At 42.6% G+C, this 25,518-nt stretch carries 18 protein-coding genes; 6 read left to right on the forward strand and 12 right to left on the reverse strand.

Translation table 11 applies throughout. The features are described 5' to 3' along the window. The first annotated feature begins 68 nt into the window (after positions 1-68). From ACOOE0_RS14650 to ACOOE0_RS14670, 5 genes are all read left to right on the forward strand, one after another. Complete coding sequence (locus ACOOE0_RS14650; protein WP_420399649.1) at positions 69-1,127, forward strand: 6-bladed beta-propeller; 1,059 nt, start codon at positions 69-71, stop codon at positions 1,125-1,127. Then, positions 1,128-3,443: a PSD1 and planctomycete cytochrome C domain-containing protein gene (locus tag ACOOE0_RS14655; protein ID WP_420399650.1), complete on the forward strand. Its 2,316-nt coding sequence runs from the start codon at positions 1,128-1,130 to the stop codon at positions 3,441-3,443. It abuts the gene before it with no gap. A gap of 9 nt (positions 3,444-3,452) precedes the next feature. Then, positions 3,453-4,907 (forward strand): DUF1501 domain-containing protein, encoded by a 1,455-nt coding sequence (locus ACOOE0_RS14660; RefSeq protein ID WP_420399651.1) that lies wholly within the window; start codon positions 3,453-3,455, stop codon positions 4,905-4,907. Next, positions 4,908-7,037, forward strand: coding sequence for a chitobiase/beta-hexosaminidase C-terminal domain-containing protein (locus ACOOE0_RS14665; RefSeq protein WP_420399652.1), 2,130 nt, complete (start codon positions 4,908-4,910; stop codon positions 7,035-7,037). A gap of 200 nt (positions 7,038-7,237) precedes the next feature. Then, the gene (locus ACOOE0_RS14670; RefSeq protein ID WP_420399653.1) at positions 7,238-8,011 is read left to right on the forward strand and encodes a 3-keto-disaccharide hydrolase; all 774 of its coding nucleotides are present in this window, start codon (positions 7,238-7,240) and stop codon (positions 8,009-8,011) included. A 7-nt stretch (positions 8,012-8,018) separates the two neighbouring features. Here ACOOE0_RS14670 and ACOOE0_RS14675 read toward each other — a convergent pair whose 3' ends face one another. The 12 genes from ACOOE0_RS14675 to ACOOE0_RS14730 all read right to left on the reverse strand — a co-directional run bounded on the left by ACOOE0_RS14675 (position 8,019) and on the right by ACOOE0_RS14730 (position 23,101). Further along, positions 8,019-8,717, reverse strand: a complete 699-nt coding sequence (locus tag ACOOE0_RS14675; RefSeq protein ID WP_420399654.1) for a galactosamine-6-phosphate isomerase — start codon at positions 8,715-8,717, stop codon at positions 8,019-8,021. Then, positions 8,704-10,509, reverse strand: coding sequence for a sodium:solute symporter family protein (locus tag ACOOE0_RS14680; RefSeq protein ID WP_420399655.1), 1,806 nt, complete (start codon positions 10,507-10,509; stop codon positions 8,704-8,706). Before ACOOE0_RS14680 ends, ACOOE0_RS14675 begins: the two co-directional genes overlap by 14 nt. A gap of 35 nt (positions 10,510-10,544) precedes the next feature. Then, positions 10,545-11,918: a hypothetical protein gene (locus ACOOE0_RS14685; RefSeq protein ID WP_420399656.1), complete on the reverse strand. Its 1,374-nt coding sequence runs from the start codon at positions 11,916-11,918 to the stop codon at positions 10,545-10,547. A 279-nt stretch (positions 11,919-12,197) separates the two neighbouring features. After that, on the reverse strand, positions 12,198-13,091 hold the full coding sequence (gene fabD / locus ACOOE0_RS14690; protein WP_420399657.1) for an ACP S-malonyltransferase: 894 nt from the start codon (positions 13,089-13,091) through the stop codon (positions 12,198-12,200). A gap of 177 nt (positions 13,092-13,268) precedes the next feature. Then, positions 13,269-15,419, reverse strand: coding sequence for a DUF5916 domain-containing protein (locus ACOOE0_RS14695; protein ID WP_420399658.1), 2,151 nt, complete (start codon positions 15,417-15,419; stop codon positions 13,269-13,271). A gap of 195 nt (positions 15,420-15,614) precedes the next feature. After that, the gene (gene mog, locus ACOOE0_RS14700; protein WP_420399659.1) at positions 15,615-16,148 is read right to left on the reverse strand and encodes a molybdopterin adenylyltransferase; all 534 of its coding nucleotides are present in this window, start codon (positions 16,146-16,148) and stop codon (positions 15,615-15,617) included. Between the two features lie 186 nt (positions 16,149-16,334). Next, positions 16,335-18,737: an ABC transporter permease gene (locus tag ACOOE0_RS14705; RefSeq protein WP_420399660.1), complete on the reverse strand. Its 2,403-nt coding sequence runs from the start codon at positions 18,735-18,737 to the stop codon at positions 16,335-16,337. Between the two features lie 283 nt (positions 18,738-19,020). Further along, on the reverse strand, positions 19,021-19,773 hold the full coding sequence (locus ACOOE0_RS14710; protein WP_420399661.1) for a LytR/AlgR family response regulator transcription factor: 753 nt from the start codon (positions 19,771-19,773) through the stop codon (positions 19,021-19,023). Then, positions 19,754-20,842, reverse strand: coding sequence for a sensor histidine kinase (locus ACOOE0_RS14715; protein ID WP_420399662.1), 1,089 nt, complete (start codon positions 20,840-20,842; stop codon positions 19,754-19,756). The genes ACOOE0_RS14710 and ACOOE0_RS14715 overlap by 20 nt, the downstream gene beginning before the upstream one ends. 12 nt (positions 20,843-20,854) lie before the next feature. After that, positions 20,855-21,655, reverse strand: coding sequence for a hypothetical protein (locus tag ACOOE0_RS14720; protein ID WP_420399663.1), 801 nt, complete (start codon positions 21,653-21,655; stop codon positions 20,855-20,857). Beyond that, entirely contained in the window at positions 21,652-22,074 is a 423-nt protein-coding gene (locus ACOOE0_RS14725; protein WP_420399664.1) for an ABA4-like family protein, read from the reverse strand. Before ACOOE0_RS14725 ends, ACOOE0_RS14720 begins: the two co-directional genes overlap by 4 nt. A gap of 196 nt (positions 22,075-22,270) precedes the next feature. Beyond that, positions 22,271-23,101 (reverse strand): dienelactone hydrolase family protein, encoded by an 831-nt coding sequence (locus tag ACOOE0_RS14730; RefSeq protein ID WP_420399665.1) that lies wholly within the window; start codon positions 23,099-23,101, stop codon positions 22,271-22,273. 299 nt (positions 23,102-23,400) lie between these two features. On the opposite strand from ACOOE0_RS14730, the gene ACOOE0_RS14735 reads away from it, so the two are divergent. Continuing rightward, entirely contained in the window at positions 23,401-25,461 is a 2,061-nt protein-coding gene (locus tag ACOOE0_RS14735; protein ID WP_420399666.1) for a DUF3857 domain-containing transglutaminase family protein, read from the forward strand. Positions 25,462-25,518 lie beyond the last annotated feature (57 nt).

Here is a 25,518-nt window from a genome sequence, read left to right on the forward strand (position 1 = left end):
AATGGAATGCTCAATAACTTGGGCGGTAAAATAATACCATACCCATACTTTTTTAAGAACCACTTAAAATGAAGCATTCAAGAAGGTCTTTTATAAAAACAACTGCATTGTCCACCGCGGCACTTTCAATTCCAACACAAGGGTTTACCATTTTGTCAAAACCCAAGTTGCATGAACAGATAATTGGTCACGGAGATTTCAAGTATAGGGTTCATAAATCATGGGGAAACTTAGACCCCAATACCACCCCTGTCCTAAACTGTCATGAAATGGTCTTGGACTCCAAAGGAAGGTTGATCATGATTACGGATGAGACCAAAAACAATATCATTATATATGATAAATCTGGGAAACTGCTAAAAACGTGGGGACATGAATACAAGTCTGGACATGGATTAACGCTTTTTAAAGAAGGTGCTGAGGATGTGTTGTTCATTACGGACCCAAGTAGTGGCAGAGTTACAAAAACCACCGTTGATGGTACTTTTTTGATGGAATTACCAGACCCTAGAAAAATTGGTGTTTACAAAGAAAAGGACAACTACCGCCCTACTGAAACCGCCATTGCTCCCAACGGGGATATTTATGTGTCTGATGGCTATGGATCCGATTGGATTTTACAGTTTGACCACAAAGGGGAGTTCATTAGAAAATTTGGTGGAAACGGTCATAACGATGAACAATTGAACAATGCGCACGGGGTGGCCATAGATGATAGAGATCCAAACAATATCACTTTACTGTGCACCTCTAGGATGCATAATTCCTTTAAGAGATTCACCTTGGATGGAGAATACTTATCAACCATCTTTCTTCCGGGAGCGTATGTATGCAGACCGGTAATTGATGGTGAAAACATCTACTCAGGTGTTTGTTGGTCCAGATTGAAGTATTTGGAGCGGATGCCGGACTCTGGCTTTGTAACCATATTGGATAAGCAGGACAAAGTCGTATCCAATCCTGGAGGAACAAAACCCGTTTATAATAATGGAGCACTGGAATTGATTCTCCAGGACACGCCACTTTTCAACCATTGTCATGACGTCTGTGTGGATGAGGATAAAAACCTATATATCTGCCAGTGGAACGCGAACAAATCTTATCCCATTAAACTAGAGCGAATATAAATGAAGACCCAGAATTTCATAGGTGTTTTGTTACTATTGGCCATTTGTACTTCATGCAGGGACAGTGCATCGGACTATGGCAGTGTTGCGGACAAGAAAATGCCCAAGGTAATTGACTACAATTTTGATATCCGCCCCATACTTTCAGATAAATGTTTTGCCTGTCATGGACCAGATGCGAACAAAAGGGAAGCGGATTTAAGATTGGACACAAAAGAAGGTGCATATGCGGCCCTAAAAGACCACGCCAACAAATTTGCAATCGTTAGCGGAAAACCGGAAGAATCTGAAGTGTATTTAAGAATCACCTCACCAGATTCAACCCAATTGATGCCTCCTTTGGAAACAAACCTGAAGTTGAACGACCATGAATTGAAGCTCATTAAAAAATGGATTGAACAAGGAGCCGAGTACAAAAGGCATTGGGCATTTACACCGCCAACACTTCCTGAAAAACCAGCAGTAAAAAATGGTGAGTGGCCAACATCCGATTTGGATTTCTTCGTCTTAAAAAAACTAGAGGAGCTTGGGCTCAAACCCAATGAGCGCGCTGATAAAGCACGTCTTTTAAAACGGTTGTCATTTGATCTAATTGGTCTCCCTCCCACTTTGGAAATGCAGGATGCATTCTTAAATGACAGTTCAGCGGATGCCTATGAGAAAATGGTAGATCAGCTTTTGAACAACCAGCATTATGGCGAAAAAATGGCAGTACATTGGTTGGATATCGCACGGTATGCAGACTCCCACGGCTACCAAGATGATGGCTTGAGAACCATGTGGCCCTGGCGAGATTGGGTGATACACGCATTTAACGAGAACTATTCATTTGACACTTTTTTGACCTGGCAATTGGCTGGGGATTTACTTCCAGAAAATAACATTGAGGCCATTTTGGCCACTGGGTTTAATAGAAACCATAAAATTACCCAAGAAGGTGGGGTCATAGATGAAGAATATCGTATTGAATATGTCACGGACCGCACAAATACCTTTGGTAAGGCCTTTTTGGGGCTGACTTTTGAATGCGCCAAATGCCATGACCACAAATACGACCCTATTTCCCAAAAGGACTATTACAGTACGTTCGCCTTTTTTGACAAAGTTCCTGAAAAAGGACTTTATGGTACCATTGATGCTTCGTTCGCGGATCCTCCGAACATGAAGATCACCAATAAATTGATTGACAGTGTTCTTTCATTTGTCAACAATAAGTCACCCTATCCTGTGGATGTAATGGTCATGAAAGATTCAGCAGATATTAGAACCACCCACATTCTAGACCGCGGGGTTTATGATGCCAAGGGAGAGGAAGTTTCCTTTGATACCCCGGAATCGATATTGGCATTTGACACAGAAAAATACGATCAGAACAGACTGGGCTTGACCCAATGGCTATTGAGCCCCGAGCATCCCCTGACTAGCCGCGTCTTTGTGAACAGAATTTGGCAGGAGTTTTTCGGAAAGGGAATCGTTAGAACCTCAGGAGACTTTGGTATGCAAGGAGACCTACCCACCCATCCCGAACTTCTGGATTGGTTGGCTGTGGATTTTCAAAAGGACTGGGATGTTAAAAGATTGGTGAAGAACATCGTAATGTCTTCCACATATACTCAATCCACGGTTGTTTCCAATAAAAAATTAAGGAAAGACCCAGAAAATAAATTCTATTCCCGCATGTCCCGTTTGCGATTAAATGCTGAAATGAGTCGCGATATGGTTTTGGCCAGTAGCGGTTTATTGAACACCGAAATCGGTGGGGAAAGCGTAAAACCTTATCAGCCCGAAGGGATATGGGAACAGGCAACATCTGGGAGGGGATTGCTTCAAGAGTATATTCAAGATCACAATGAGGCCATTTACCGTAGGGGGATGTACACTTTTATCAAACGTACGGTACCACCGCCAACAATGCTAACCTTTGACGCCTCCAACAGGGATCAATGTGAGGTTAGAAGGTTGACTACAAGTACCCCTTTGCAAGCTTTGATCATTTTAAATGACCCTACAGTGCTCGAATCTGCAAGGGTACTATCTGAAAAACTGAGTGGCCAAGAGCTTACTGATGATGAGAAAGTAACAACGGCATTCAGGCGTGTTGTTTGCAGAATGCCCAAAAATGAGGAACGGGAATTATTGGTGGACTACCTGAAAGAACAAAAGGAGCATTTCACCAAAAATCCGGCACTTGCAGAAGAATTTATAAACGTTGGGGAATATCCTGCCCAAAAGAACAGGGATGCCATCTCTGTAGCTTCTTTAATGCAGGTTATCCATACCATGTACAACTTGGAAGAAACAATGACCAGAAGTTAATTCGCTGATATGGAAAAAGAATTTTTTGAAAACAGACTAAATATCAATCGTAGGCACTTTCTCGGGAAAACAGCTTTAGGTTTGGGAAGTGCAGCGCTTGGCTCTTTATTGCTTCCGGATTTATTCAAAGGTGGGCAGAATGATTCTGATGAGCTGCCCCTGGGCATCAAACACTTTGCCTCCAAGGCAAAACGGATTATTATGCTTACCCAAAATGGGGCACCTTCGCAATTGGAAAGCTTTGATTATAAGCCTTTGCTCAATAAGATGTTCAACGAGGACTTACCGGATTCCATACGAAAAGGGCAAAGAGTTACGGGAATGACATCCAATCAGGAACGATTCCCCTTGGTTGGATCCAAATTTAAATTCCAACAGTACGGTAAAGCAGGAACATGGGTGAGTGAGATATTTCCGCACATTGGTGAGATAGCAGACGATATATGTGTCATCAAAACAATGCATACCGAGGCGATAAACCATGACCCCGCATTGACGTTCATTCAAACGGGTGCGCAACAGGGCAACAGGCCCAGCATGGGTGCGTGGATGAGTTACGGCCTGGGAAGCGAAAACCAAAACCTTCCAGCCTATTGTGTGCTATTATCCAGAGGTAAAGGAAATGGCCAGGGCGTATACTCCAAACTATGGTCCAATGGTTTTCTGGATAGCATTCATCAAGGAGTGCAGTTCAGTGCAAGTGAGGACCCCATACTTTACTTGAACAATCCAGACGGAATAGACATGAAAAGTAGGCGAACCATGTTAGATCATTTGGCAGCTTTAAACGAACAAGGATATCAAGAGTTTGGAGATCCCGAGATTCATACAAAAATAAAGCAATACGAAATGGCCTATCGCATGCAAACTGCAGTTCCAGAGGTGACCGACATGTCCAAAGAGCCTGATCATATCATCAAAATGTATGGCTCGGATTGCATGATTCCGGGAACTTATGCCGCCAACTGTCTCCTGGCTCGAAAATTGTCAGAGTCCGGGGTTCGGTTTGTACAGTTGTATCATCAGGGTTGGGATCAGCATGGAAATCTTCCCAACGAAATGGCCATTCAAGCTAAGGATGTTGACCAAGCGTCCGCAGCACTGATCAAAGATTTGAAACAAAGAGGATTGCTGGATGAAACCTTGGTGATTTGGGGTGGAGAGTTCGGTAGAACCAATTATTGCCAAGGAAAACTTACCGAGGACAATTATGGACGGGACCACCATCCCAGATGTTTCAGTATTTGGATGGCAGGTGGAGGAGTGAAATCTGGGCTTACCCATGGAGAAACTGACGAATTTGGTTATAACATCATCAAAGACCCAGTCCATGTTCACGACCTCCAGGCCACAATTTTACATCTCATGGGAATCGATCACGAACAACTTACCTATAAATATTTGGGTCGAAGGTTTCGATTGACCGATGTTCATGGCCACGTTGTTAACGATATAATTGCATAAATGCTAAGATTTAAAAGAATAAGCAGGGCAATAGTTTTTAGCCTATTGACCTTGACCACAATATTGCTGATTTTTGAGGAGCATGTGGTAATTCCCTATTGGTTGGAACCTTTGGGACGATTACATCCATTGACCCTTCACTTTCCTGTTGCCTTTATTGTGCTCCTGGTGATTTTAAGTCTATTCAAAAAAAGCCTGGATGAACCATCATTTGAAAAAATACATACGTTTTTACTGTCGGTAACAGCATTGACTACCGCCATAGCGGTTATCATGGGCTTTTTTTTGCATTTGGAAGGTTATGGGTCCACTTCCATGGCTGTGCATAAATGGACAGGACTTGCGCTGGGTTATCTATGCTATGTCCTACTGTTGACCAATTATAGCACTTGGCTACATAAAGGTGTGCTATACATCTCCTTTGTCACAGTAATTGTTGCTGGTCATTACGGGGCCAATCTAACCCATGGATCGGATTTTATAACACAACCACTCACAGAAGCCAAAGAGCAGGAATTTGATGTTGCCCAACCTTTATTCTCGAACATGGTTCAACCGATATTAAAATCTAAATGTGTCAGTTGCCATAACCCGGATAAACATAAAGGAGGACTGGACCTTTCTTCGTTGGCAAGTATAGAAAAAGGTGGTGACAATGGTCCCTTGTGGTTGGCCAATAATGTTGATGAAAGTGCCATTATACAAAGAGCGTTGCTCCCAATTGAACATGAAGATCATATGCCGCCTGAAGGTAAAACACAGCTAAGCGCACAAGATCTTGCTTTGTTGAAAGCATGGATAGGCCATGGTGCAAATCCCGAAGTTGCACTAGCAGAAGTCTCTGACCAGGACAGCCTTTATAGTATTGCCTCCCAAATCATCGAAAAATTCAATAGTGGACCCGAGTATAGTTTTGGTTTTGCCGACAAGAAAACGCTTGAACAATTGAACAGCCCTTTTAGAAACGTGATTCAAAAATCGATTTCCTCTCCCGCAATTGAGGCAACCATTTTTGGAAGGAGCACGTTCAAAATTGACTATTTAAAGGAGCTATCCAAAATCAAAGAGCAGTTGACCCATCTAAACTTATCCAATCTACCCATATCGGATAATGACCTAAAGCTTATTGCCCAATTTGAGAATTTGGAACTTCTTAATTTAAACAATACGGACATTACCAATGAAAGTATTCAACTCTGTTCGTCGTTCAAAAATCTCACTTCACTTTCACTATCCGGCACTTCAATAAATGAGGAGGTTTTGAACGATTTAGAGTCCATAGAAACTTTGAGCGAGGTTTATTTGTGGAATACTTCCATTACAGATTCCATGTTGATTCCTTACAGGAAGAGCATGCCAGAAGTAAATTTTGAGTTGGGGTACGTTCCTTCAGCGGAAGACAAAAGCAAGCTAACCCCACCTGTACTACCTCAGAAAAAACATTATGTGGTTGACAATGAAAAAATAATCCTTGAGCACAAGTTTAAAGGTGTGCAGGTGAGATATACCACTGATGGATCGGAACCGGATAGCTTATCTACAGTGTATTCCGAACCATTTCCCTTAGGGGATTCAAAAATCATAAAGACCTATGCGCATAAAGAAGGTTGGAAAGATAGTGAGGTGCAAACTTTTGAATTTATTAATAAAGGGCATGTTCCCGTGGACGTGAAGTTAAAGTATAATCCACCTCCCAACTTATCTGGCAAAGGAGCCTTAACGCTCATTGATGACATCAAAGGAAATGATTGGATTGATCCGCTTCAATGGATCGGGTTCAGTGAAAAACCCTTACATGCCACTATGGATTTTGGGGCCAACCCGCCAGAAACCGAAAAAATTATTGTCAGCTATGGAATACGCGAGTATGGAGAGATTGTCCCACCTAAAAATATTGAGGTTTGGTCTGGCAACAATAAAGACTCCTTGACACTTCTACTGAAAAAGAATGTGTCTTTTGCAAAAAGTGATGCCAAGGGAAGAAAGCTAAAATCTGTAGAGTTTTCCTTTAACAAGGTATCCCATCGATTTTACACCATAAAAGCAGAGGCCTATGACAAGTTGCCCAATTGGCATAAAAAAAGTGGAAAACCCGGATGGCTAGCTGTAGATCAAATACTTTTCCATTGAAGCCCAGAATTAGTCCAAATAATCTTTCTAATTAAAGGGTTTACCATCTTCAATTGAATATACATTAGCAGGTAGTTTTCGGGATGACAATCACAGAAAACTGCCCCCTATGAGGGGAATGTATTGGAACAAAAACAAAAAAGTGGGAATTTGTGAACGGAGATCATAAGCGGAATTCATACATTTAGAAAAACAAAAAAATGATGCGCAGCACCTTTATAGTTTCCTTACTCTTCTCACTCTTTTTAGCGTCTTGCAAAACTGACAAAAAAACTGAAGACTCTGCTTGGCGGACAAAAAAGTTGGCCGCTGAAAACCAAGTACACAATCAACTGTTGGAATTGGAAAAAGAACAGGGTTGGGAACTACTTTTTGATGGCAAAACCTTGGATGGGTGGCATCTTTATAACAAGGCCGACTCTACCCAATACTCTGCTTGGGAAGTACGCGATGGCAATCTTTTCTGCAATGCTACGGATGAAAGCAAAGTCTTTGGGGATTTGGTGACGGATAAAGTATACGAAAACTACGAATTGGTATTTGACTGGCAAATGGCCTTAAGAGGTAATGGTGGCGTATTTATTAATGTGCAAGAGACACCTGAATATACGGCCACCTATCAGACTGGACCGGAATACCAGCTGTTGGAACCTGCCCATATGGATACCAAAACTCCCCTCAAAAGACCAGGTTGCCTGTGGAGTTTGTCCCCTCAAATAAATACGGTGGAAGCCAATCCTGTAGGACAGTGGAATACTGCTAAAATTGTTCAACAAGATGGCAGGCTCGAGTTCTATCTCAACGGAAAACTCACAGCCAAAGAAGATTTGACCTCCCAAGACTGGAAAGATAAAATAGCCGAATCAGGATTTAAGAATGCGCCTGGTTTTGGCAAAGCTACCAGCGGAAAGATTGCGCTCCAAAATTGGTATTTTGAGGCCTGGTTCCGCAATATGAAGATTCGAGAACTTTAGCCCTGATTTAGTCTAACACCAAGCAATCCACATTGTTGTGCTTCCAAAGAAAACTGGCGGGACAATTCGGATGTATGTTCTTGGAAAAAAAAATAGCCCTAGCTTGCTCCTTGCCCTCTCCCGAAATCAGCAGGATAATCCGTTTCGACATCAGAATATCTTCCATACCCAGCGTTATTCCCCTAGTGGGCTTTTGGCTTGACCCTTTAAGCATTTGATGCTGTTGGGATTCCAACGTTAAATCAGCAATATGACAATGAGGCTGCAAAATGTCGGATGGCTCGTTAAGTCCCAAATGTCCGTTCCTACCCAATCCCAAGACACATAGGTCAATGGGGCCTTGCTTGTCCAAAATGGCTTGTATTCGCAAACACTCTTCTTCCAAGTTCTCTGCCAACGGGTTAAATGCGAAGTACTGACTGCTTGGAATTTCCAAAGGATTCAAAAGCTGTTCTTCCAAATACGCATGACAACTACCTTCTTCTGAAGGCAGACCAATCCATTCATCCAAGGGAATAATCCGTAACTGTTCAAACTGCTCCTGGTCTTTCTTAGCTTCCAGGGCAATCTCTTGATACAAGGGTAAAGGAGAACTCCCAGTAGCCGCGCACAAAAGAAGATTCGGTTTAATCGTGAGTTCATCCAAAAATATGGAAGTGGCATGCTGCCCCATTTTCATGATATCAGTGAATCTATGAATTCGCATCAGCTTCCTGTGTTTGGGTTGATGCCACAAATTTTAAAGTGAGCCAACCGCAAATTGCACCAACCAACATTAAAATAAAAGCACTTCCATACCTCCCTAAAACCGCATGTCCTACACTGAACAGAATACTGTTCAAGAAAACAACTCCGAAAAGAAAACCCAACCATGAACCTTTGAAAGAACTTCTATCCACCAAATCGGGAACCTGTTTGGCAATAGGTCCCCACCACCCTTTGGGTCGTACTTTGGTATAAAAATGCAATAATGTGGCATTATCCACAGGTTTCGTCAAAAAGGTGACCAGAATACTGATGGCGGTGCACAGCACCAGGAGCACAGTTGCACGTATCAAGGCTACATCTTCATGATACCAGCCATTTATCATCTCCAAAACTGAATCGCTTACCCATCCCCAACCATGGATCCACTTGATCCATAAAAAACCATTGGCCAGAATCAAGGCGGAAAGCATACTGGCAATTTCAGACCACGCGTTAATGCGCCACCAGAACCAGCGCAGCATTAAAATTATGGCAATCCCGGACACAATCTCGATAATATAGATCCAAGCCCCGGCTATGCTATCCATCTGCCAGGCCGCCACCGCGGAAAGCCCCAACAAAAGCACAATGCTGATTCGGGATACCAACAGATAATGCCTGTCGTTTCCATCGGGACGGATAAACCGTTTATAGATATCATTGACCATATAAGAGCCTCCCCAGCAGAGATGGGTATCCACTGTACTCATAAAGGCCGCCATAAAAGCTGCGACCAACAATCCCCTTAGTCCGACAGGTAAAACTTCATTGATCATCATGGGGTAGGCCAACTCGGGATCCGCCAATAGTGCTTCGGATGCCTCTGAAATGGGAAGTATTACCACAGAGCCCAGCCCCACCACTATCCAAGGCCAAGTAAGAATTACAACCCCAGCCACTGCGAACCAAAGCGAAGCCTTAATGGCATGTTTTTCGTTCTTTGCAGAGAACAAACGTTGTACAATATACCCGTCTCCTTGTGCCTGCCCCAACCACAAAATCCCAATCAAACAGACAAAGGCTATCATCTCCGTAGGTCCAATATGGGACAAATCAGGGAGCATATCCATTACTCCTGCCGGAGCATCTGCCCGAGCTGAGATCTGCTCAGCCAACTCTGTTGGACCACCTATTTGGACCAAAACCAGAATCGCAAGAATTATGGTACTAATGGTTCCAGCCGAAAAATGCAGCATGTCCAAAATAACCACCCCTTTGATTCCTGAGCTCAAGGTATGTAAAAGGGCAAATGCCAATGTGATTCCCAACGCAAATTCTGCGCTCCATCCCAACATGATGTTGGAAAATTTCAGCATGGCCAACATGATCCATCCGAGGGAAATACAATTCTTGAAAATTCCGAAGAAAGCTGCAGTAAAACCTCTTAAAATGGAAGCAGACCTACCACTGTATCGGAGCTCTATCATCTCGGCATCGGTCAAAATCTCTGATCTACGCCAATATTTGGCATAGAAAAATACCATCATCATGATCCCGGTCCCTAGGTACCACCAAAGCCAATTCCCATAAATACCTTTGCTTCTGACAAGTGCTGTTACTGCAAGCGGAGCGTCCGTAGCAAACCAGGTTGCTGCAATTGAAGTACCCAGTAGCCACCACGGTAGATTGCGACCCGCAACAAAAAAATCGGTGATGTTCTTCGAGTTATGTTTGACCACAAAGACACCGATACCAATACTTAGCAACAAGTATCCTACAATGACGGCCCAGTCCAACAGCGCCAAACCCATCTATTTTTTTACAATATTGATGTTGTTCATCTAGTTCAATTGATTTCCGGCAAAACTTCTTTTTGCAATTCCAACATTTCATTGCACATGTCAACGGCGTTTCGATACGAATTAACAGTTGGTTCCAAAAGAATGGCCTGTAGCAGTTTGTCTTTTGATTTTTCCTGATAAGCCTCTACCAAAAGCTGATGGATGCTGGCATGCAAGCGTATGGTTGCTGCAATCCCTTCAGGAATTGGTTCCATGGATACAAGCTTAATACCAGAGGCATCAGCATAAGCAGGAGCTTCCACCACTAATTCATCGGGCAAATTTGGAATGGCGCCCTTATTGGGCATATTAACGGCTTCAAGCCACTGCTTTTTATCAGAAATTATAGATTCCATAATCAGTGTGGCTATTTCCCCTGAACTTTTAAAACTGCCATCCTCATTTTCCAACTGGATTTCCTCGGTGGAACCAACTGGTAGTAGTTTCTTGTCCCAATCCTTGGCCCATTCCCTTTCATAATCCACACGGTCCACCGTATACACGCCTTCGGGAATTTGGTTGTTTTCCCACGGATGTCCTTCGGCCGGGTCATAGAAAAATTGCAATTGGGGAATCACAAATTCCTCTGCCCATCTAAGGTATTCCCCATAATGATTGGATGCTGGCGAGGGCCATTGGCCAAATCTGCGAAACAATATTCGTCCCAAGGCAATTTCGTGCCATTGGGCCAGCCAGTCTCCCTGGAGTTCAATTTCTTTGAGTTTGGGATACAAATCCTCTCCGCTTGATTTTCGTTTGACTTCTTGAAACCAGGTAAAATGATTGATACCACAAGCTTTGGTTTGCAGGTCATCCAAGGGAATCTCAAGTAGTTGGGACAGTTGTTCCCTACCCATAAAGACACCATGGCACAAACCCACGGTTTTAATAGTGGTCAATCGGGTTACGGCCTCACATATTTTGTGTTCTGGATTGGAGAAGTTGAGCAACGTGGCATTGGGGCAAAGTTTTTCCATGCTGCGGGCCAGTTCCATAATTACTTTAATGTTTCGCAAGGCATGGAAGAGCGACCCCACTCCCCCATTTTCGCCATACACTTGTTTGAATCCATACTTCCGGGGTATATGAAAGTCTTGGGACCAGTATACATTTCGGTCCTTTTCCAGGGCACAGATAACAAAATGGGCATCCTTTATAGCTTCATCCCTATCTGTAGTAGCAAAAATCTTGGCGTTTCGCGAGAGCTTTTGACTGACATAGGTTCCATGTTCAACAACATGATCCAAATGTGAACGCTCAATGTCCATCAAATGAATTTCCAGGTCATCTCCTGTAAGCACATCACTCATCAGAATATCTTGGACTATGATGGGTCCAAACTGTAAACTTCCTGCACCTATATAGGCGATTTTGATCATACCAGCTGGTTTTATAGTATATGTAATTGATTACTATAATAATACGCTATTTAAATTTACCTAATGAAAAAGAACCAGATAATTACGGGCTCATTCTATTTCGATAAAACCATTGGATACTGTCCGCCTAAAACAAAAGTTTAACGTTTCTGCCTAATATGACATCGTTACTTAACCAAGATTTTTAATAGTTGACAGGATATTTCTTATTGACAGAAACCTACGGCAAATTGGGCTACTAAATAAAAATTAAGAAGAATAGCTGTGGTTAACAGAGAATTAAATCACAGGTTCCTGTGCAACAGTAGGGTTTGTTTTTACTTTCTTATCAATTTGGTGAACAAGGCCGCTCAAAAATTTGCCTGGCCCAATTTCAGTAAATTCCGTAGCACCGTCTTCAATCATGTGTAGGATACCATGTCGCCACATTACTGGAGAAGTCAATTGGTCTATGAGGTTTTTCTTTATATCCGCTACGTTGCTCACTGGACGGCCAGCAATGTTCTGATAGACTGGACAAATCGGTTCTTTAAACTGCGCTTTTTCAATAGCTTGGGTAAATTCATCCACTGCCGGTTCCATAAAGGGGGAATGAAATGCCCCGTTGACGGTCAGTTTTACCACTCTCTCCGCTCCATGCTTCAGTTTTTGACTTGCTTCATCCAAGGCCTTCATTTCACCAGAAATCACTACCTGTTGCAAGGTGTTGTAATTTGCAGGTACCACAATGCCATCTACTTGTTTACATACATTTTTTACAATCACATCATAAAGACCCACTACCACAACCATACCTGTATTCTCGAGCTTGCACAACGATTGCATTGCAGAGGCGCGGGCACTGATAAGTTTTATGGCAGATTCAAAGTCCATTGCCGAAGCGGCGGTCAAAGCGGATATCTCACCAAGGGAATGACCTGCCACCATGTCCGGTTGAAATTTATCCCCAAGCATTTTGGTCTGGATATAGGAATGAAGAAAAATTGCGGGTTGGGCATGTTTTGTTTGCTTCAAATCTTTAGCAGACCCATAAAACATAACATCGGTAATGGAATAGCCCAAAAGTTCATTGGCGTGTTCGAAGTAATCCCTCGCCAAAGCTGAACTCTCGTACAACTCTTTTCCCATACCGGGAAATTGCGTTCCTTGTCCTGGAAATAAATATGCGTGCATGGATTCAATTAGTACCTACAAGATTGAAGATACCAGTGAAAATTGGAAATATATTCGATAAATGTCTGATAAACATGTTGTAACGAAGCCTCTTCCGAAATAAGAATCCATTCCTATCCTAAAATATAGGATTGGCAAATCTGCCATATAAGGAAATAAAAACCTGGAACAGAACTTTCACCAATTAAACCAGTGAGTGAATTTTAGCGTGAGTGACCAACTTTTACCGACACGGGGATCCAGCAACTGCGTATTGGTATAGACCAAGAACAGGTCAGATGCCGGTTTATAGCGCCACTGAAACCTTGAATTCAGATTAAAATTTCTGGATTGTTCATTGTACTGAAACAAAGTCGCAAAGAACAAAGTGTTGGTAAACGTTACATCCACCTCTGAACCAATTAACCAAAATTCGGTATCGTTCCAAGGCGTTGGCAAACTAATATGGTTATAGCTGAGGTTAGCATTGAGGCTCACATGGGGCTGAAAACGATATCCCAATTCTCCATTGAGGTTAATGCGTCTTCCATCTAGATAGTAGCCTCCAAAATAGCCTCCAGCAGTGTAAGTGAACATACTTTGCGGTTTGGAGGCGTAATCCACTCGAAAGGCATTCCAACGATGCTTGGTTCCCGTAGCCAAGGAATCCTTGCCTGAACGCGTGGGATCAAACGGAGCCAATAATTCTACATATTCATTTACAAATCCAACCTCAAAACTGCTTCGATTTCGGAAACTTAGTAAGTATTCCAGTTCGGTAAAGTTATCGGTACGCTCCCATTTTTGATTTAGGAAATAGCTGCTATTGATTTTTGGACCATGGCTCACGAGCCTCCCTTCATCATTTTTTGGAAAAAAAGTATGGCCTATAAACGCATTTATATTGATAAAGTCTTTCCTGGGAACGAATCCAACTTCTGCGGTATAGTTTTCTCCAACCGATTGTTCTTGTACGCCCCAGTTCCAGATTCGGCTTTTGTATTCCAAATGTGCGGCCTGGGTAATCCCATTTCCGTTCAAACGACCTGGGGCAAACGATTTCAGCATGAAGGCCTTTCCCGTCCATAGATTATTGGAAGAGGCCAAATTGTATTCCACTCCCAAATTCCGATTGAACTTGGAGAACAACGTCCGCAATGAATCTGCTTCATGTGGATATCGAAGTGATTCCTTGTCCACAAAAAGAAAACCAAGGCTAGATCGGCTAAACATCTTACGTTGTAAAGAGACCACTGCAAAATTTTGACTTGGCCTACCCTCTTCGTCCACCTTTGCGGTCTGCATATCCATGACGCCCAAGCGCCATTTTTCATTTAAGTTTCCGCTCAATCTGGCTCCTGCCCTAATGGGAACTCCCAATCCAATGCGCCTTGAGAAAAATGGGCGGATTGTTGGGTATCCAAAATTGGCAAACAAGTCTGCGTTTTCCAGGAAAAATTGGCGACGTTCAGGAAAAAACAACTCAAAGCGGTCCAAATTGGTAACCTGACGGTCCACTTCCACCTGGGAAAAATCAGGATTTACAGTCAGGTCTAGGTTTAAGGAAGAACTTAGGCTGATCTTTATATCACCCCCTACCCTTTTTTCAAAGTCGTCTGCTTCATCAAAATCTTGAACCACCTCTCCCAGCACATACGGAATTACCGAAATGTTGGTTTTGGGAGCTGGTGGAGGTGCATCCCACACCAGCACACCCGTATAGGCCAGCGAGGCCGTAGGGAATTGTCTCGGTATAGGGGTCCAGCTGGATTTTTCACTGGATTTTAAATCCAACCTGCTAAAGTTGATGCCCCATTCGGTAACGCCATCTTCATAGCGAATGGATTTAAAGGGAATGGCCATTTCCACCACCCATTTATCCGGGTCCTGCTTTACCTTGGAGATCCATTTGGTATCCCAATTTAGGTCCACACTGCCTCCGCCAAACATGGTACCATCCCACTGCGCCCCTGCGGCATTGGAACCAAAGGAAAAACCAGTGGTTTGATTGTTAAACGGATCCATGAACAGCAAAAAATTATCATTCTTTCCAAACGAAAAATCCCTTCTAAGGGATTCCACAAAATACTGCCCGTGAACACTGTTGAAAAATGTAGCTGCCAGATAAATGTTCTTTTCGTCATAGGTCATCCGAATCTCGGAAGGTTCATTGGCCTTTCCGGTATCCATGGGCAATACCATAAAGAAATCATCCGCTACATCGGCCTCTTGCCAAGCGTGTTCATCCACTATGCCATCAATAACGATTGGCTGTGTTGCTTTGCGAATATGATATCGGAAATCTGCGTTCTTTTTTTGGGCACTGGCTTGAAATACCCCAAATCCCACGACTAAAAGTAGGATGCTCAATCTCCGAAAAAAGTAAAAAGTGCAGTTGAATCCCATGCTAAACAATACATGAAAGTAAAGCTTTCATAGGCAAAACTCAGCACTTTTTATCTGAATGACGTTATGGTGGGTCCAAAAAGCAGAAGGGTATCATTTTTTGGTACTGGATGAGCTGCTATGCCGTTCCTGCATTCCTCACCATTGACCGGGTCGAAATACTTTCATAACTTCCTGATTTGATTCCAGATAAGGCCCCTCTATTAAATCAATACAATATGGAATAGCGGGGAAAACAGCCTCCAGACATTCCCGAATGGATTTGGGCTTTCCTGGTAAATTGACAATCAATGTATTCCCACGGATTCCTGCTGTCTGACGGGACAAGATGGCCGTAGGAACGTATTGCAAGCTCACTTGCCTCATCCGTTCCCCAAATCCTGGCAGTAGTTTTTCGCAGACGGCTATAGTTGCCTCAGGGGTTACATCGCGAACAGCAGGCCCAGTACCTCCAGTTGTCACTATTAGGCAACAACCCTTTTCATCAGCCATATTGATCATTTCCTTTTCCAACAAATCCTGTTCATCCGGAATTACCGCATATGCGGCTTCCCACGGGGTGACCAACCACAAGTCCAGAAGCCGTTTGACCTCTTTACCCGGTAAATCTTCATATTCCCCGCGACTGGCACGATCAGATACATTGATAATCCCAATTTTTGTTTTTCCCACTTGTCTGCAATCTTTAGAATGTAACAAGAGTACAACTATTGTAGATATTCCAAAAAACAAATGAAATAAAAATCATGATTATGGCTTCTCTAGCACATGGTTCCCATCCGCTTAAGAATTAGAGACACTTATTTCCTGTAGCTTATAAATCACTTTTAAAACCCGACCGACGTTTATCGGAAGCCTTTAGTCGTCCCTAAGGGCCTTGACCGGATTCATGGTCGCTGCTTGAAAGCTTTTCCATCCTATGGTTCCAAGGGCTATCAACAATGTAACGCATGCCGCCAAGACAAAAAGCCACCATGGTATTGCTATGCGATAGGCAAAGCCTTCCAGCCATTTACCCATTAGATAATAACCAAGGGGGAAGGCTATCAAAAATGAGATAAAAACCAATTTGGAAAAATCTTTGGAGAGCATCATAACAATTTCGATTACCGATGAACCCAGAACTTTTCGTATTCCAATTTCTTTGAAGCGCTGTTCCGCAGTGAAGGTAACGAGGCCCAATAAACCTAAACAGGCAACCAAAATGGTCAAAAGCGCAAAGACATTTAACACAGTTCCCATTTTTTGTTCCCTAACATAGGTCTGCCGATAGGAATCATCAAGCAAAGTATATCCGAATGGCTCGCTACTCCCAAAGTCGTTCCAAAGCGTATTGGCATCTGCAATAAGGCCTGACATGTCGGAAGATTTTGCTTTGATAATCAATCCACCATAAGGTGCATACATCATAAATAATGGATCTATGGGTTGGTGCAAGGACTTAAAGTGAAAATCCTTGACCACTCCAATTATGGTTCTTGTGTTGTTATTGCCTTCGGTAATGGTTTTACCCAATGGGTTTTCACCAAGCCCCAGTACTTTTACTGCGGTTTCATTAATAATCAGGTTTGTTGAATCGGCACCAAACTCCTTGGAAAAATTTCTTCCGGCCACCAACTCCATGCCCATTGTAGGAATGTAGTTCTCATCTATATTGTAAACAGGCATTCTTCTAACGAATTGACCCTCGTTTGAAATCAAAGTCTGACTATCATCCGAATCCCCGGCTGGTGTAAAGGCAGATTGGGTAATGGATGCTACCTTGGGGTTTTTCAGCATTTCATTTTTGAAAGCTGCCTGATCATTACCTAATAGATATGCTTCCCGAATAACAAGCAATTGATCTCTTTCATAACCAATATCCTTATTTTGAATATACTGCATTTGCTGGTTGACCACAAGGGTTGCCAAAATCAATCCAGCAGAAATGATAAATTGAAATACCACCAAACCACTTCGAACACCTCTATTGTAACCACCTCCGAAGAACTTATTCTTTAGTGCTGCAATGGGTTTGAAGGACGACAAAAAGAAAGCCGGATAGCTCCCCGCCAACAAACTGACAAAAAGCGTTAAGAGCAAAAGAGACGCCAGAACCACAGGTCGCCCAAGGAAGGAAAGCTCCAGTTCCTTCCCAGAGAGTTCGTTATAATAAGGTAGCGAAAAGAACACCAATATAGCAGCCAAAAGCATTGCAAACAATGTAGCAATAAACGATTCGGCCAAAAATTGATAGAGCAGTTGGTTCTTGTTGGAGCCCAAAACTTTTCGAATACCTACCTCTTTGGCCCTTTTTGCTGCCGTGGCCGTTGACAAGTTCATGAAGTTAATGCAGGCAATCAGCAGCATAAACAGGGCTATAGCACTAAAGATGTAGACATACTTTATGTCGCCGCCCTGCTCCAATTGATCATTGACGGCATTGTCTGCATATAAATGGATATCCAACAACGGGAACAATTTAAATCCCAACCGATTTTCCTTGATGAATTCCTCATAAGGCATGCCTAACACCTCTTGCATGTTGGGGCCCATGTATTTTTCCAAAATGTTGGGCAGTTTGCTCTCCAGGTTTTTGTAGTCTGTTCCTTCTCTTAAGAGTAGATAGGTAAAGAAACTACCCTCAAACCAAGAATCACTCTTGGCCTCGGCAAGCCCTTCCATAGAGGCAAAAATGTCAAAATGAAAATGTGAGTTTCTCGGCACCTCTTGGATAACACCGGTCACTCTAAAGGGTTGTTCGCTTCCATCTACGTAAAATGATTTACCAATGGCATTGGAAGCTCCAAAAAGCTTTAGGGCTTCGGCTTTGGTGATAACGGCTGTAAAGGGTTCATTAAGCGGCGTTCTGTTGTCCCCCTCAATGATCGGAAGTGTGAAAACATTGAAAAAGTTGGCATCTACAAATGCGAACTTGTCCTCACGGAACGCTTGATTGTCCACAATAATCTTTGGAGTATGGCCATTTCTAATTCGCGTGGCATCCACTACTTCAGGAAATTCCTGTTTCAATGTCTTTCCAACGGGAGCCATTATAGAACCTTCCTTAATCTCTTCCCCACTTACCTTTGCCCTGAAGGCAACAGTCACAATTTCATTGCCCTTTTCATTATAACGATCGTAGCTTAGCTCATCAACCACAAAAAGTAGGATAACCAAGCAAGAGGCAATTCCTAAGGCAAGCCCAACAATATTGATGGAAAATATCCACTTGTGTTTTACGCTATTTCTCCAGGCGATTTTTAGATAGTTCCTTATCATGATATTCGTTTTTTGAGGTATGGGACCTTTTGATTAGGAGGTCCGGAAAAATTCCATAGGAATTTGCAATTGCCACAGCCATATGTATGCCATATTTACAACTTACTGATTATTAGTTAATTATGTTGCTGTCAACAATAAGATATGGTCAAAACTGTAAAAAATATTTACAGGAGGTGTCCATTATTTATACGCATGGTATTTAAGAAATTCCAATATCCCCACGTGCTAAAAAGTGCCCGAACCCTAATTCCATACATCCGAAAAAATCACAAGCGGATGTCTACCGATTCAGCCAACTTTTAAAATCATTGGTTTTGGGTCTACTAACAATAAACTCCTGATCCCTGGCATTGGTTATTGCCAACTTCAATCGGTGGTTAAAATACCGTTCAATTTTTAAAATGGAGGGCTTTGCCACAATTTGACTTCTGTTGATTCGGAAGAAATGATTGGCATCCAAGGTAGGATACAATTGATCCAAGGTCTCATCAATTATCACCCTTTTGTGAGCTGTTACCCCAAAGGTTATGCTGTCTTCGGAATAGGCATACAACAAATCGGAAATACGAAGTTGGGCAAAACCATCACCCTCTTTAACCAGAATGCCCTCTCGCTGGCTGCCTACACGCATGTCAGCCAAAAAGTTTTGAAGCGTTTCATGGCTTATGGTAAGCTCTTGGGTAGAGCGCTTAAACTTATCCAAGGCCTGTTCCAAGTCTGCTTGCTGTATGGGCTTTAACAAGTAATCCACACTATTCACCTTAAATGCGCGAATGGCATACTGATCAAAAGCGGTGGTGAATATGATGGGGCAAGGTACTTGTACGTTCTGGAAAATTTCAAAGCTTAGGCCATCTGCAAGCTGAATATCCATAAACACTAGATCGGGTGCCTTGTTATTTTGAAACCAGGCCACACTTTCTTCCACGGTGTCCATGATTCCCAATAGGTTATATTCAAACGCTATGGTTTGCAACAAGTTCTGCAATTGGTTAGCCGCCCGGGCTTCGTCTTCAATGATCAGTATTTGCATGCGAATTTTTTTGATCGTCATTCTTTAACAAAGGCAACATCACTTCAAAAAGGTCATTTGCTTTAGATATTGTTACCTGTTGCTCTGATATAAGTGCATAGCGCCGCTCAATGTTTTTCAACCCCAATTTGGTGGTTGGCAATTGGGTGGACTTTGGTTGTATTTTGTTGCTGACCTTCAATTTTCCATCCTCAACAGTAATATGTATACATAAGGGCTTGGCTTTGGAAACAACATTGTGCTTCACGGCGTTCTCCAGTAACAATTGTAAACTCATGGGAATTATCAACAGCTTTTTCGCTTCTTCAGAAAAATTCCAATCCACTTGGAGATTTTCACCAAAGCGCTCCTTTTGTATATGGATATAAGCTTCCGCGAATTTTATTTCATCCTTTAAGGGGATAAGGTTTGCATTTCCAGAGTCCAATATAAACCGGTATACTTCAGACAAGCGATTCACAAATTCCTTTGCTTCCTCCCTGGTGTTTTGATCTATGATATCGCGAAGCGTGTTAAGAGTATTGAAAAAAAAGTGAGGCTGTGCTTGATTCCGCAATGCGTCCAATTGTGCCTGTACAATTGCCCGCTTAGCTTGCTCCTCTTCCCTGATGGACTTCTTTAGCCAGACATAATAATATATGGCCTCATACATGGCCATGGTCATCAAACTGATCAAGATAACGGGCACCACAATTCTTGACCTGATCGGATGATTATAGCTGTCGCCAAATATGACGCCCAATATTGAACTACCCAAATAGTCCACGGTTAGTACGGTAAATACTATGGAAAGGAAAAACAAGGGGATACGTTTTTTATTATCCTTTAGACTCGGGTATCTTTTGCGCAAAGCGATAAGAATTGTACGAATGATCAACCAATTGACCGTTGCAAACATGAGGGAAACACTCCAATTGATGGTGGCTTCAACAAACGGCCATTTACCAAAAGAGCCACCGGAAAATAGAAAATCCGTTACGAAGCTTAGGAGCACAATACCTCCCAACATGAACCATAGGTCGTTAAAGGCTAAATATTTTATCCGATTTGTTTTGTTTAAAAGCCCCATAGAATCATTGGTTTAAAGCCCTACCAAGGGTAGGCCCTGTTTGGCCTGATAAAAGGTGTATGCAATCCAAGAGGCATAACATAATCCAAAAAGGATGACTACAATATTTTTGGCCATTTTGGATGCCTTCCATTTTCTGGTGACCGCTAATGCGAATAAAGGAATTATTTGAATGCCGTGCAATCCGAAAAAATGGGCTACGCGCAAATCACCCGCAATAGTGCTCCAATTGAGCAAGGGTAGTCCCTCACCTCCATCTGCCACACCTACATTGTGTGCCATTTGTCCAATCATCTGGCCTCCTACCCAACTTCCAAACAACACTACTATCCAGCCCAACAATATGCCCCATTGTACTGGTCTGGGTACTTGCATTTTTAATCGGATGGTTTCCACTATATAAAAGACCATAGTGAACACCACTATGCTTATCAGCAAGCCCATGATTGCAAATAGAATCCCATCCAATAGATTGGATTGGTTGTAATGCGATTGCACCCCACGGGAAGCTTGGAGGACCACAATAATAATTTCCAACAATAAAGGCCAGGACACCAAATTGTTTATAATGTTTCGCTTTCTTTTGGAAAATGGGTATAAAGTGGACAATAAACCGGCTGTGAGGATATAAATCCCTCCAGAAATGGAGAATTTGAGAGGTTTAATCCACACATTGATTCCGACCAACATTCGGTCATCAATAAAAAATCCAATAATACAAACGACCGCAAGGATAAAGTGGAACATCCCTATAGCAAACAAGATGGGACTGTGCTGTTTTATAGTACCAAGTACTTCTTTTACGCTGTTCATGACCTTCCTAGTTTTATGGTTCGGAATAACATGAAGAGTAAAAAGCCCACCGGCCCAAGCATAAAGGTGGCAAAGAGGCAAGGTGCCATCAAGAGTTGATGAATTCCCAAATTTTGGTTTTGGTTCAGCATCCACATGCCTATCAGTAGATCAAAAGCCAAGTAATGCACCCAGCCGGCCAGTACTGCGTCTTCCTCAGTAAACAAAGACATCACAGACGATAAACTTCCAAAATCAAGACTACCACCCGTTTGTAGGTGCAAGATGATGTAACACGCATATATTAAGGACAGTAGAATTGGAATTACCCGATAGTCTATTAAAAAGCGGGTCACCTTCCACTTGGGAAGAAAGATCATTAAAAGCCACATCGGCATTGCCATCATACCGGCGATCGAAAAAACTTCTGTTGTTGACATTGATGATTGGTTTTAGAGTTTTACACCCTCCAAAAATCAATAATCGCCTAGGTTTGCCGAAGCTCTTTATGTTGTACCATCGCAATGGATGGTTGAATTGTCATCAACCAAAATTTGAGTATTTCTTCAATAAAAAATGGGAAGCCCGTTTCAACAAGCTTCCCATTCCATATGTTGTATTGATAGGGTTCGGTTCCTAAAAAACTTGATCCAATAATTCTTGCAAACTGGCCCAAGATTTTTGGTCCGCCTCGGCATTATACTCCAAGGGCAACTGGAACTTTTCGCCGTTGGCATCTGCTTCTTTGGAAGTAAAACTATGTTTTACACCAGGATAAGAAATGTATTCGTACTTGGCTCCAATGGAATCCATGGCCGAGGTAAAGGCCGTAATGGATTCAGCGCTGATAAACGGGTCATCGGCTCCGTTGCACACCAACACTTGCGCTTTTAGGTCCTTGGTTGGCATTACAGGTAGAGAAACCCCACTATGGAATGCTGCTACAGCATCAAGGTCAGCCCCGCTATTGGCCATGGTCAAGGCCACGCTTCCTCCAAAACAATATCCAATGGCAGCGAGTTTTTCCGTATCTACGGATTCATGTTGTTTTAACAATTCTACAGCGGCGTTAAATCGAGCTTTGGCTTCGGGTAAATTGCTCATAACACTCATCGCAAACTTTCCGGCATCATCTGGATGGTCGGCCTGCTTCCCATCTCCATACATATCCACGGCCAAGGCCGTGTACCCAAGCTCGGCCAACATATCGGCCCGTTCCCGTACATAATCGTTGTGACCCCACCATTCGTGTACAATAAGTATTCCAGGGCGTTTTTCTGTACTATTCTCATCAAAGGCAATATACCCTTTCAGGTTGGTGGAATCTGAAGCATAGGCAACTTCAACTCCCTTTACTTTTACCTCTAAGGGTGTTGGTTCAGGAGTGCTTTCGGTTTTGGCTTTTTGCTTGCATGAAAAGCTGAGCAACAAGGCAACAAATAGAACGGAAGTGGATAGTGATTTCATCGTGAATTGTTTTTGATCCTATAAATGTAGTGATTGCCTTTTTTGGGGGCAAATCAGCCTTAATTGCAATGACATATGAGATGGATTTGCGTACTTCTTCAATAGGCTATAGCAATTAAAAAGGTAGCGACCGCGATAGCTGCGTTGGATTTCACAAATCTTGAACCTTTACCAGTAGCTGTTTGGGCAATAGCTCTTCGGCAATAATTAAAGGCATTTTAGCTAATAAATGTCAGTAAAATCTTCATAGTTTACTATTTTAGGCTGCCAAAACAAAATCAACCCATACCAAATACCCTATGCGAAAATCCCTCATCCTACCCTTGCTATTGCTTTCTTTCCATCTTGGCAATAGCCAAGTTTCCATTACCCCAGAACCCAGTTGGATCGTTAAGGAAAAACACGACCCCAATGCACAAGCCCCTGAAAATGGAGTAAGTGGAGGCACCCATGTTTTGTTGTACACGGAACAGATTCATATGGACCGAGAGGAAGTCTATATTAAAAGTGTTTCCAAAGCTGTTGAATACAGTGGCATCCAAAACATTTCGAGCGTGGTGGCGGATTATGACCCCACCTATCAAAAACTGCGTTTTCACCGAATTGATGTGATTCGTAACGGAGAGGTGATCAATAGGCTAAGAGAGCAAGACATTCAAACCGCTAGAAGGGAAACCAATGCGGAGAACTACATCTATGATGGGACCATTTCGGCCTTTGTCAATATTCCCGATGTCCGTAACGGGGATATTGTTCTTTACTGTTACAGCAAGAAAGGTTTCAACCCTATTCAAAAAGGTAAGTTCTCTACCAGCTTTGTACTAAATTCCACTCAACCCATAGACAAGATTTCGGCTCATGCCTTTAGCAAAGACCCATTGCACTATCAGTTAATCAATACGGATTTGGAGCCCGTTCGTAAGGTAAAGGCAGGAGTTAACCACTATGCGTGGGCCCAAGAGGATGTACCGGCTATTCTTTTGGAAGAACAAACTCCCACATGGTACGTTCAAAATGCCTCTGTTTTGGTTACCGAATACGACTCTTGGTCCGATGTAATTGCGTGGGGAAGGGACATTTTCACTTTTGAAGAACCTTTGAGCCAAGAACTTCAGGATGTTATTTCCGAAATCAGAAACACCAATAAAAAAGAAGGCGATAGGATTCGAGCGGCTTTGGCATTTGTGCAGAATGAAGTGAGATATCTGGCCATTCACTCCGGTATTGGAGGGTATAAACCCAATTCGCCTAACAAGGTCATGGAACAACGGTTTGGGGACTGTAAGGATAAAAGTGTACTGTTCTCCGCCATGTTGAACGATATGGGTATTGAGGCCTATCCCACTTTGGTGAACACTTCCTTAAGGAAGATACTCCCCACTTTGCCACCTTCTTCCAAAGTTTTTGATCACTGTATTGTAAAAGTGGTGGACCAAAACGGTTCCACTTTGTGGTACGATCCCACCCTAACGGATCAAGCCGGTGCTTTTGACAATGTATACATGCCCGACTACCGCTATGGATTGGTCTTGGACCAGAACATGACAGCTATGGATACCATTTCAGACTTTAGGAACAACCTGGTGGAAACCTTTAGTACCTTTAAGTTGGATGAAATGGGCAAAGGAGCAGAACTAGAGGTTCGCACACATTATTACGATGGCGAAGCGGATTTTATGAGAGCCATTTTCCGAAACAATAGCAATGATGTTATTGCACAAGAACTAATGGCATTTTATACGGAAACATACGGCAGTACTTCTTCCTTGGCAGCACCAACTATTATTGACGATGCTGCGAAAAATGAGTTTGCCTTGTTGGAACGCTATAAATTGGATTCTATTTGGAGACCGTCATTGGAAAATACCAATCACATCAACCTCTCCATCTACCCTACCAACCTCACCTCGGTACTCACCATGCCTTCCCAATTGGAACGAACAACTCCGTTTGCCCTTTCATACCCCATGGTGCGGAAGCAACATGTGAAAATTATGCTTCCGGAGTATATCAGGGCACAAGCAGAGTCTGTGACCATTAACTCAGATTACTTCTACTATGATTTTAGTTCCAATTATGATGCATCAGAGAACATTCTGACTTTGGATTACTATTACAAAAATCAGGATGATCATGTACCCGCTTCAGGGTTTGATGCCTTTTACAAGGACATGGTACAACTGGATCAACAAATAGGCTACTTTATTATCTCCAATAAAAACGGTGGATCTTCTGTCGATTCTTTTGCCTATAATTTGGGCACCCTGATAGGTTACTCCATGGCGGCATTGATTCCCATTGCGTTGATCGTATTGGTGATTGTTATCGTGATGAACCGTAAGAAGAAAAAGCAAGCTTAAACGTCTTTCATCTTATGCGCCATGAAGACATTGTCCCAGGCCTAGGGAACAGCATCC

It is taken from the genome of Flagellimonas sp. (assembly GCF_965215805.1).
Classification (GTDB): domain Bacteria; phylum Bacteroidota; class Bacteroidia; order Flavobacteriales; family Flavobacteriaceae; genus Flagellimonas.